The sequence below is a fragment of the Streptomyces morookaense genome (assembly GCF_013030945.1).
Lineage (GTDB): Bacteria > Actinomycetota > Actinomycetes > Streptomycetales > Streptomycetaceae > Streptomyces > Streptomyces morookaensis.
Genome location: NZ_JABBXF010000089.1, coordinates 39,843 through 50,119, shown reverse-complemented (window position 1 = coordinate 50,119; position 10,277 = coordinate 39,843). Strand labels below are relative to the sequence as shown.

Genomic DNA, 10,277 nt, shown 5'->3' with positions numbered 1-10,277 from the left:
AAGGCCGCCGTCGACGGCATCGGCTGAGCGGGGCAAGAACCTTGTAGGGGCGTGGAGGGGGAGAGCACATCATGCCTGGGTGGGACATCAAGCCGGACGCCGTCCGCGTGGTGCTGGGCAACACGCGTGACAAGGCCGAGAAGCTCGGGGAAGAGCTGCAGGCCTACGCCACCACCATGGAGAGCGCGGCGAAGTGGGCCGGCACGATGATCCAGGGTGAGGCTCCCAAGGGCGGTGCCTTCGGTCCGGTGGCCGGAGCGCTGGGCGAGTTCGGCAAGAACACGCAGGACGATCTGAGGTTCCTGATAGTCCGCTCGGCCAAGTCCATACGGGGTGCGGCGGAGGCCACGCGCTGCTATGAGAACGGCGCTCTGGAGATGGCGCAGAACGCGCAGAGCGCGGCGGCCCAGGCGCCCACGCCCAAGGAGCTGAAGGGCGAGGACCAAAAGTGATCGAGCCCGAGAAGATTCCGCACTACACGGGCAACTTCGACCAGTTGGAGAAGGATGCCGCGGCGCTGAAGAAGACTGCGTCCAGCATCCGCTCGACCGGCAGTGACATTCACAGCACCTTCCAGGGCCTGGACCCGGTCTACGAGGCGCCGGAGAAGGGCCCGTTGTTGCACACCACCGTGCCGGTGCGCGAGGGGGCGGACCACTTCGCGTCGAAGCTGGAGACGGTCGGCGGCGCGCTGTCCGACTTCGCCCACACCGGGCGCCCGCTGGCCAAGCGCATGGACGAACTCCGGCGCGAAGCCGAGGCCTTCGCCAAGTCGGTGGCGGATGACAAACACTGGCAGCGTGACGCCAAGAAGCAGAAGGAGAATGCCCACCTCGTGCACGAGGTGGGCCGCGTCTGGGGCGAATTCCAGGAAGCGGAGCGCTCGACCGCGGACAAGATCAGCGCCCTTGTCGGCAACACCCGTTGGGTGCCGGACGACGGCTCCCACAAGCCGGGCATGTACGGCTTCAGTGCGGACGATGCGGCCAAGGCCGACAAGACGCCGTGGGGAACGGCCGATGCGCGCGAGTACACGGGCGTGAAGTGGCTCTGGCATCACGGAACCCACTTCGTGGGTGGCCTCGTGACAGGCTTCTTCAAGGACGGGATCCTGGACACCCTGAAGGGGCTTGGCCACATGGTCAACTTCTTCGACTGGGACACCTTCGCGAAGACGTGGAGCGGTATCGGTGACGTCGTCACCGGTATCGGCCTGTACACGGTCAGGCCGTTCGAACTGGCCATGAACGCCATGGGTCTGCCGGACAAGCCGGACCCGGACAGCGATCGTGCAAGGAAGGCGGCAAGAGAGTTCGGCAAGTCCCTGGTCGCCTGGGACCAGTGGAAGAGGAACCCGGGACGCGCCATCGGCACCGTCGTGTTCAACGGCCTCACCCTCGGCGCAGGACCCCTGCTCAAGCTCGGCAAGGCCGGCGAACTCGGCAACTTGGGCAAGGCGGGGGAAGCCGGCGGCAAGGCAGCCAAGGTGGCGGGCGCCCTCGGCCGGGCCGGCCAGCTCGTGGACCCGATGACCTACATCGGTGGAGCGGCCAAATACGCGAAGGTCCAGGTCGGCGATCTCCTGAAATCCCTGAAGGAAACTCACACCGGAAAGGTCGGCGACTTCCTGGACGGTGCATCGAAGCCCTCGGGTGCGCTGGCTGACCTTCCCAAGGGCTTCCACTACACCAACCACGAGGGTCAGCTCCGCGTCATCACCGAGGACGGAAAGATCCTCGACGAACACGGCAAGCCGGCCGAACCGCCTGCCGTCAAGGAACCCCACAAGGCCGACCTCCCCAACGTTCACGAAACCAGCCCGTCCGATCACCGCGTGCCTGCCGGCGTGGGCGCTTCGCACCCCCAGGCTTCCGCTCACGCGGGAGGCGGAACCGCCGATGGTGCTGCCTCGCATACGGGCAGCCGCGCCGGCGATTCTGCGGGCTACTCCGGGAGTGCTTCACACACGCCGAACGTGCATGGCGATGGCCACAGTACGTCGACTCACTCCGGTCACGACGCCCCGAGCAGGACGGGCGGCCACAACACGGGAAGCCATGGAGGCCATTACGATCACGGGCCCACTGCGCACGGCCACGATGGGCCCCGTCACGCGGATGACAACCCGTCGCACCACGCCGGCGAGCACGACACGCCCTCGGGTGACTCTCATGGTGATGGCGGCACGCATCCTCACCACGAGGGAGGCTCGGGGCATCCCACATCGAACGGCGCTCATGAGAATGTCGATCACAGCACCCACAACGCTGATGGCTCAGACCTTCCGAGCGGTTCCACTGGTCTGGAAGAGTTGCCTCCGCCGGGCCCAGGGGAGAAGGTCATGGATCGCTTCCCCGAAGGCGATCCACGAGTAAAGCGCACCGATGGCCTGGTCACCCAGGTCAACGGGCGCCCTGTTGCGGATTACTTGGACGACCTTTCGCAGTCACGAGGTGCGGCATACCGTGATGCAAAGGAGGCCGGAACATTCCCCAGAAAGCAGACGGGAGCGTGTGTCGGCGTCGTCATGGATCTGCGGACCGGGTCGGTTATTGAGGGGATCAACGGGAAAGCGGCCAACATCATTCCTTTGGACCAGCTTCACCCGACTCTTCGGGAGCGCTACGAGCAGATTGCAGACAACCCGCCGCACCGTGACCATCCGCTCGGGCATGCTGAAGTCAAGGCCGTCAATGAACTGCTCTGGGAGCGGCATAGCAAGGGGCTTCCCGACGGCAAGGAAGCGCTCGCTGAAATGCGAGCGTCGGTCGAGTTCCCGTATCTTCCGGACAAGGTCACGGGTGCGCCGGGACGGCGTGCGCCGTACTGTGCGAACTGCGGCCATATGATCGAAGAAGTGCCGAGTAGCCATGGGCGCTACACGGACGACCCGCCGACTGACGACAACTGGATCCCAGGGTGATAGCAGTGCAGCGCATCGACATCGATGACCCAGCCGTAGACATGGATGCCTCGCAGCGTCTCCTTTATCAAGGGAAGCTGTTCACCGGCGAGGTGGCCGAGTACCAGGGTGAAGCCTTGATCAGCCTTGATGGTTACACCGAGGGGATCCAAGACGGTCCGACACTTGAATGGTTCCCGGACGGGACCAAGCGGAGTGAGGGCGTCATGCGTATGGGGTTTGTTTCGGGTGAATATCTGGAATGGCACCCCAATGGCACTCTTGCCTCAAGGCAGGTTTTCAGCGAGGACGGAAAGAGGCTGAAGGAAGAGTATAAGTGGGATGTCCAGGGGAACCCGACACGGACTTGGCGCGACAGTGATGCCTGAGCGCCGGCAGGCTTGACCGGGGAGCGGTGCCCAGGTGGTTCTTGGGTGCTGCTCCTGCTCGGACTTCAAATGGTCGCCGATTGGTGACATGTCCCCTCTTCGGTTCGCCGGGATAGCGGCATCGATGGCAACTGTCGCTCGATGCAGGACTCCAACGGCATGCTCCGAGCGGCCTGAGATGGCCCGTGAATCGTAGCTACCTGTCGGGAATTTAGGTTAATAACCGCGAAGTGTCGGCCCCTGTCCATCCCCTGGCGGTCAAGCGACAACGACTTGCATCAGAATGGTTCTATGAATGCTGTGCCAAATTCAGGGTCGACGACCCCGAAGAGGACGGCACCCCGGAGCGGGCGGCAGACTACAAGGCCTGCTTGGATGCCATTTATGCCGAGATCCGCGAGGAGTATGTCGCCGAAAAGGCCGGGCGAGGCGAGTAATCCGCAATTGGCTCTCAGCGGGTCATCGGTGTCCCCAGGCTCCCTGATGCTGGGAAGCGCCGCCCGATTGTGCTTCCGGTGTCACGAGCCAACGCTGCGCGTCTTGTGGGGCGTTGGTTTGTGACACAGGAAGCGGTGATGGAGCGACTGCTGGCAATCGACTGGGCAGACTACGCCGCGGGCGACAGGAATGCCGCCTCGCGAGCCCTGCTCATGCGCGAGTACCTTCGTCGTGCAGCCGTGTGAGCGGAGTGGCTCGGCGGCAGTGACAGGTGGCCGTTCATCGACATTGCGGAGCGTGTCGATCCGTCCGTGTGTGCCGACGCGGAGCTGATTGAACAGTTGGATGCGTTCCCGGCTGACATGGGGCGGTGACAACTGTGGATCTCTACGCCGAGGTTGAAAAGGTCGACGAGAGCAGCGAGTTGGCCCGATACAAGTTCACTGACGTCAAAGGCGTGGAACGCGCCATGTTGCTGAACAAGGTCACCAGGCTATTGCCTGGGTTCAGGGTGGGTCTGCTCCTGACCTGCTGTTTGTGTGGTCGTAGTCGACAGGTCGAGTGCCCAGTCCCGGGTCGCTGTCCGGTGCCGGAAAACAATGTCTTGCAAGAGTGACGGCGTCGGGCGCCGGCGAGTGCCGGGCCGACTGGCCACCGGGCGCCGTTGCCCCACTATGATCACTGCCTGCCTTGAAATGATCGACGTGGGGGACCCGTGCGCAAGAAATTCACCGCAATAGCGCTGATCGCAACTGCCGCTCTGCTGACAGGATGCAGTAGCGGCGGCGGGAGCGGCGACAAGGGCTCTGCCAAGAGCGACGCCACCGCCAAGTCCAGCGTGGAGCCGAAGGGTGACGCAGGTGACGGCGAAGTCACTCACGAAGTGACCCTCGAGGTGCAGGGGACCGGGAAGACCCAGGTCTACTACGACCTGGACACGAACAAGGGGGAGGAAGTCTCCCTCCCCTGGCAGAAGACGGCCAAGGTGACAGTGGTCGGCGCGGAGCACAGGGTCGGGCACTTGGTGACCCTTGTACCGGGTTCGACGCAGGGCGACGACGGCATGCTCCGAGCGGCTTCGTGCGTCATCAAGGTCGACGGCAAGAAGGTCGCGGACAACCAGGACGGAAAGTCCGGCAAGCCGTGCGAGTACAAACTGAAGTAGCGCGGCACGCTGGAACCGTCGGACCCTGTCCACCCCTTGGTGGTCAAGCGCCATCGGCTGACCTCGGAGTGGTTCTACGAGTGCTGCGCCAAGGTTCGGCGTCGACGGTCCCGAGGATGACGGTCCCGCAACGCGCCCTCGCCGGGCCCCGGGTGTGGAGCTGGCTCCTCCGGCAGCGGAAATCTCGAATTCCGATCCCGAGGATTCGAGATTTCCGCTGTCGGAAGCGCCGGCTTCACAACAGCGGGCCGACCGTGATCCTGCCCTGCCGGTTGCCAGGCCCACCCACTGTCAGTCCCCCTTGGCAGGATCGTCCCCATGAGTGATCCCGTAGCCAACCTGCTCGACCCCGGCAACGACTGGTCCAACCGTATCCGGAGCCGCTTCACCGGGCTGTCTCCTGAACTGGCCGACCTCGTCCTGCACTTGGGCACCGCCACCCAGTTCTGGGACTACCGCTACAAGGTCGACACCGCCTGGAAGCGTCGCACCAAGGCTCTGCTCAAGGCGGAAGGTGCCGCAGACATCGTGCAGTTTGCGGTTCGGGAGTTGGCTCACGGCGGCTCCTTTCACGGGATGGCCGACCCCGAGCACGTGATCCGGGAGCTCGGGCAGGGCAAGCCGCCGTCTCCCGCCCGTAGTCTCGCGGTCGGGGTCCTCCTCGCCGCCGGGTGGGTCGGCGGGGACAGCAGCCTGGCCGCCGACCTCGCCCTCGTCGCGCGGAAGAACGCTCAGGCCATGGACACCTACTACCGCGTGGACGACCGGCTCTCCGGTGCCGCGTTCACCGCCCTCGGTGAACTGCGCGGGCCGGCCGCGATGGAGGAGTTGTGGGCCCTGCATTATTGGGTCAGCCCCTCCCGGCCCCCGCAGAAGGTGCTGGTCAAGTCCATCAAGAAGGCTGCGGCCCGTCTCGGCGTGCCGGCCCATGAGGTGGCCGAACGTACCGTGCCCCGCCATGGGTTGGAGGCCGACGGGACGTTGACGGTCGGGTGGATCGGGCGCGGGGCGCTGTGGTGGAACGCCGCGCTCGACGCAGTCGTCACCGTGCACGGCACCGGGCAGGTGACCGTCGACTGGATCGACGAGGTCGGCACCGCCACGCGCACCACGGCACCGTTCCGTTCGCCCAGCGGCTACAAGACCCCGGCCCGCGCCGACAGTGTCGACTACCTGCGGCGTCACGCCCAGCGCATCGAGGCCACCCTCGCCGCCGAACGGCTCCGGCTCGCCGCCCTCGCCGGTGAGGGCCGCACCTGGCTCTGGCCGGACTGGGTCCGGTACTACCGCGACCATCCCATCACCGGGGTGCTCACGCGGTCACCGGAGCTGGAGTGGGAGTACGAGGTGTCCGACGGGTGCGGGTACCGGCCTCTCGACACGGCAGTCCGGAGTGGAGGGATACCGTCCACCGCGCGTGTTCGGCTGCGGTCGTGCCGGCGTCCTCCCCAGGGTTGACCAGTGGCCCGCCGTGCGGCTGAGCGGTGATCAGTCCGCGGCGCGATGTGCCGGGGGTGTGCGGCGCGGGAGTGTGGAGCACGGCCGGACGGACGTCCCCGGCCCTCGCCCATCGCCAATGAACGGAAGGATCCGCCATGCCCCGCAACCGCACCCGCGTGGCCGCCCTCGGCGCCGCACTGCTCATCGCCACAGCCGCCGCCGGCACCGCAGTTGCCGCCGACGACGCCGCCGGCGGGCACCAACGGCCGCAGCGGGAAGCCGCCTCGCTCACCGGCACCGGCAAGCTGTACCGCTCCGCCGGGGACGACATCCACTTCACCTTCGACGCACACCTGGACGCCAAGGACCTGATGGCCCCGGACAAGGCCCACGGCACCTTCCGGTTCAGCCACTACCTGCACGGCAAGGGTGCCTCGGCCGAGGGGCGGATCGACTGTCTGGTCACGGGCGGCAAGGTGGCCGTGGCCACGGGCGTCATCACCAAGTCCGACCTGGACGGTGCCGTGGGCAAGCGGGTCGGCTTCACCGTCGACGACAGAGGCCGGCACGGCGACCGCCTCGGCTACAGCTGGGCGGCCACGGGCAGTCCGCGGGACACCGACAACCTGCCCAAGTGCGTGAGTTCCGCACCGTTCGAGAAGGTGGAGAGCGGCGACTTCACCGTCGTTCCTTGGGAGCCCAGGCTCTAGAGGTTCGTCACAGGTTCGGCTGCCGGTGCACATCCGGCGCACATCTTCAGTCCCACAGGGGAGGATTGAAGATGTGCGCCAGACGTGCGTCGGCAGACCTGCTGCTAGGACACCGTGAGCCCCACGCCCTCCGCCGTCACCGCGATGGCGAAGTCGAAGAAGGCGGCCTGGTCCGTCACGCTGTCGTGGGTGCGGCTGAAGACCTCGAACACCAGCAGCCCGATCAGGTTGCTCCACAGCACGATGCCGCGCTCGACGAGGTCCTCGTACGGCGCCTCCGGCACGTTGCCGAACAGCGCCGCCGCCTCCGGGCGGATCAGCGGCGGGCCCGGCACCGCCCGCCGGGGCGCGGTGAGTTCGCCGGCCTCGAGGGCGGACCGCAGGATGCCGGCCAGCACGGCGGGGGTGCGCGAGGCGGGCGGCACCGTGTCCTCCGGCGCGTGGTAGCCCGGCACGGGCGAACCGTAGACCAGCGCGAATTCGGCCGGGTTGGCGACCGACCACTGCCGCAGGGCGCGGGCGGCCGCGAGGAGGCGGGCTCCTGCCGATGCGCCGGCGTCGCGGGCCGCCTGGTCGGCCCGTTCCATCGCGGCGCCCGACTCGTCGTAGGCCTCGATGAGCAGTGCAGTCAGCAGGTCGTCCCGGTGGGGGAAGGCGGAGGTGACGTCGGCGAGAGCCAGACCGTGTTCGCGAGCCACGGCTTCCAAGGTCAGCCCGCCGGCGCCCCGTTCCGCGAGGATGCGGCGCGCAGTGGTCCCGATGGCGGCCGGCAGGCCGTGCGGTATGTCCATGATCCGACCGTACCCGCCGAGTTGCCAACCGTTGGCCATCGATCGCCCCGTAATTCCCGGCAGAACTCCGTACCCTTGCGGGCTGGCAATACTCAGCAACAGCCGGACGCAGGAGGAGGCTCCCGCTGCATGAGCGGTCCGTACGCCGACGAGCCGGGAGACCTCATCCCGCGGCCCGCCACCACCTTTCCCGCGCTGCGCACCGCCCTCGCGCGGCTGGACCCGTCGCGGCTGCCCGAGTACCAGGCCGACCGGGACCAGGCGTTCACCCTCGCCACGCGGCACGCCTCGTTCCACCCGATCCGTGTCTTTCTCACCAAATGGGCCACGGAGATCGAGATCGAGCGCCGTCCGGCGATGGCCGCCCGGTATCACGCCGCGCTCGATGCCGCGAACACCCTCGACGGGGACGACCCCGCCTGGCGGGCGGCGATGGACGAGTGCCTGGCCATCCACAACGAGGCCCGCGCCGCCCAGGTCCCGCCTTTGTCGCCGTGAACCGTGAAAATTGCGGTGATCAAGTAATGCGTGCGTAACGGATATTCCGCCGGGGACCTCCCCGACCCGCCCTGTCGGACCCACGGGCTAAGCTGAACAAACTCCCGGCGCCGGTCCAGAACCGGACCGGGCTGCCACCGTGGGGGTGGTTGCCGGATCGCGAAGCAAGCGCGGCAGGCCCGGTGCATCGGGCAAGACGGGGAATGATGGCGAAGGATTACGACAGTCAGCTGCTGGAGTCGGTGTCCGTGCGGCGCCGCCGTATGCGGGATGCGCTGCTCTACGGGGCCCAGCGGGCCCGCCGCTCCGCGGACGAGAAGCTCGGCAAGGTATTTGCCGGAATTGCCATTGCTGCGGTGCTGTGCGCCGGATGCGTCGGGTGGTCGTTCATTCAGCACACCCTCGCCAAGCAGAAAGAACAGCAGAAGCAGCAACAGCAGCAGCAACAGCAGCGGTATGCGCCCGTGACGCCTACGCCCACGCCCGCACCCGAGTCGTCATCGGCCCCCACCCCCAAAGCAACGCACAAAGCGCACAAAGTGACGGAGTCGGCCCAGTGATAGGTTCTGCCGCGTGAACGTGGGGGCAAAACAGCGTACGGAATTGAGCAGGATCACTCTCGTCGGCGAACGACGCCGGGTGGATCTTGTTTTGCCCGCGGACGAACCCATCGGGAGGCTTCTCCCGGACGTCCTGCGGCTGCTCGACGACCGGGTCGCCGAACGGCCCGCAGCCCGGCACCTGGTGACCGCCGACGGGGCCGTCCTGCCCCAGGACGGCAGCCTCGCCGAGGCCGGTGTGCCGGACGGTGCGATCCTCCGGCTCGTCCGGTCGCACGACGCACCCTCCGCGCCCGTCGTGCACGACGTCACCGACGAGCTGGCCGAGGATCTGGACGTACGCGCCTGGCGCTGGCGTCCCGAGGCCCGGCAGTGGACCGCCGGTGCCGCCACCGTCCTCCTCGCCCTCGTCGCCGGCGTGCTCGCCCGCACCAGCCTCGGCTCCGCCGCCGTGCCCGCCGGGATCGCAGGAGTTGCCGCGCTCATGGCCGTCGTCGGCGCCGTCGTCGGCAAGGCCGGGCGACGCGACCTCGGCACCATCCTCATGCTGGCCGGCGGCACCCTCGGCGTGCTCGCCGCCTGGACCGCCGCCGACGCGCACGCCTGGAACGGGCCCGCGCGCCTCGCCGCGACCGCGGCCGCGCTCACCGTCACCCTCGCGCTGCTCGGGCTGTTCTCGCCGCTCGGCCGCGGCGGGCTCGTCGGTGCGGCCGCCGTCGTCACAACGACCGCCGTATGGGAGGCCGTTGCCGCCTTCCAGAGCGACGCCGCCCGTGTCGGCTCGGTCCTCGCCGTCGTCTCCGTCGTCGTCCTCGGACTGCTGCCCCGCCTCGCGCTGATGGCCGCCGGCCTCACCGGGCTGGACGACCGCCGCTCCGGCGGCGCCTCCGTCAGCCGCCACGAGGTCGAGACCGCCCTCGCCGCAACGCACCGCGGACTGGTCCTCGCCACGGTCGTCGTCGCCGCGTCCGCCACCGCGGGCGGCATCCTCGCCGTCGGCGACCCGTCGCCCTGGACGGTCGGCCTGACCGCCGTGCTCGCCGTCGTACTGCTCTCCCGCTCGCGGGCGTTCCCGCTGGTGGCCGAGGTCGTGGCGCTCATGACCGCGGCCCTGGTGCTGCTCGTCCGGCTCGCCGTCCTCTGGATCGGCCACGGCGCCCACACCGGCCACTCCCACGGCACCCCCTACGGCCCGCTCGCCGTGCTCGCGCTCGCCGCGGTCGTACCGCTCGGCGTCCTCGCCGTCCAGCCGCCCGAGCACGTACGCGTCCGGCTGCGCCGCGCCGTCGACCTCGTCGAGACCTTCGGCGTGATCGCCCTCTTCCCGCTCGCGGTCGGGGTGTTCGGCGTGTACGTACGCCTGCTGCACCAGTTCTAGGAGAGC

The 10,277-nt window shown here is 67.9% G+C and carries 10 protein-coding genes; 9 read left to right on the top strand and 1 reads right to left on the bottom strand.

The annotated features are described in order from the left end of the window. The first annotated feature begins 71 nt into the window (after nucleotides 1–71). The 6 genes from HG542_RS29230 to HG542_RS29205 all read left to right on the top strand — a co-directional run bounded on the left by HG542_RS29230 (nucleotide 72) and on the right by HG542_RS29205 (nucleotide 7,044). Nucleotides 72–452, top strand: a complete 381-nt coding sequence (locus HG542_RS29230; protein WP_171086666.1) for a DUF6507 family protein — start codon at nucleotides 72–74, stop codon at nucleotides 450–452. Further along, nucleotides 449–2,923, top strand: a complete 2,475-nt coding sequence (locus HG542_RS35860; RefSeq protein ID WP_171086664.1) for a YwqJ-related putative deaminase — start codon at nucleotides 449–451, stop codon at nucleotides 2,921–2,923. The genes HG542_RS29230 and HG542_RS35860 overlap by 4 nt, the downstream gene beginning before the upstream one ends. A 5-nt stretch (nucleotides 2,924–2,928) precedes the next feature. Continuing rightward, a complete protein-coding gene (locus HG542_RS29220; protein WP_171086662.1) occupies nucleotides 2,929–3,291 on the top strand; it encodes a toxin-antitoxin system YwqK family antitoxin in 363 nt (120 codons plus the stop codon). A gap of 1,153 nt (nucleotides 3,292–4,444) precedes the next feature. Continuing rightward, nucleotides 4,445–4,894 carry a hypothetical protein gene (locus HG542_RS29215; RefSeq protein ID WP_171086660.1) on the top strand — a complete coding sequence of 150 codons (450 nt, stop codon included), beginning with the start codon at nucleotides 4,445–4,447 and terminating at the stop codon, nucleotides 4,892–4,894. 318 nt (nucleotides 4,895–5,212) lie between these two features. After that, on the top strand, nucleotides 5,213–6,352 hold the full coding sequence (locus HG542_RS29210) for a DUF4132 domain-containing protein (protein ID WP_171086658.1): 1,140 nt from the start codon (nucleotides 5,213–5,215) through the stop codon (nucleotides 6,350–6,352). Nucleotides 6,353–6,489: 137 nt separating this feature from the next. After that, the gene (locus HG542_RS29205) at nucleotides 6,490–7,044 is read left to right on the top strand and encodes a Repetin (RefSeq protein WP_171086656.1); all 555 of its coding nucleotides are present in this window, start codon (nucleotides 6,490–6,492) and stop codon (nucleotides 7,042–7,044) included. 104 nt (nucleotides 7,045–7,148) lie between these two features. On the opposite strand, the gene HG542_RS29200 is transcribed toward HG542_RS29205, so the two are convergent. Next, a complete protein-coding gene (locus tag HG542_RS29200; RefSeq protein ID WP_171086653.1) occupies nucleotides 7,149–7,835 on the bottom strand; it encodes a TetR/AcrR family transcriptional regulator in 687 nt (228 codons plus the stop codon). A gap of 129 nt (nucleotides 7,836–7,964) precedes the next feature. Between HG542_RS29200 and HG542_RS29195 the strand changes: the two genes are divergently transcribed. The 3 genes from HG542_RS29195 (at nucleotide 7,965) to eccD (ending at nucleotide 10,271) form a co-directional block, all read left to right on the top strand. Beyond that, on the top strand, nucleotides 7,965–8,333 hold the full coding sequence (locus tag HG542_RS29195) for a hypothetical protein (RefSeq protein ID WP_171086651.1): 369 nt from the start codon (nucleotides 7,965–7,967) through the stop codon (nucleotides 8,331–8,333). A 206-nt stretch (nucleotides 8,334–8,539) separates the two neighbouring features. After that, complete coding sequence (locus HG542_RS29190) at nucleotides 8,540–8,893, top strand: hypothetical protein (protein ID WP_171086680.1); 354 nt, start codon at nucleotides 8,540–8,542, stop codon at nucleotides 8,891–8,893. 43 nt (nucleotides 8,894–8,936) lie between these two features. Next, a complete protein-coding gene (eccD, locus tag HG542_RS29185; RefSeq protein WP_176607108.1) occupies nucleotides 8,937–10,271 on the top strand; it encodes a type VII secretion integral membrane protein EccD in 1,335 nt (444 codons plus the stop codon). Nucleotides 10,272–10,277 lie beyond the last annotated feature (6 nt).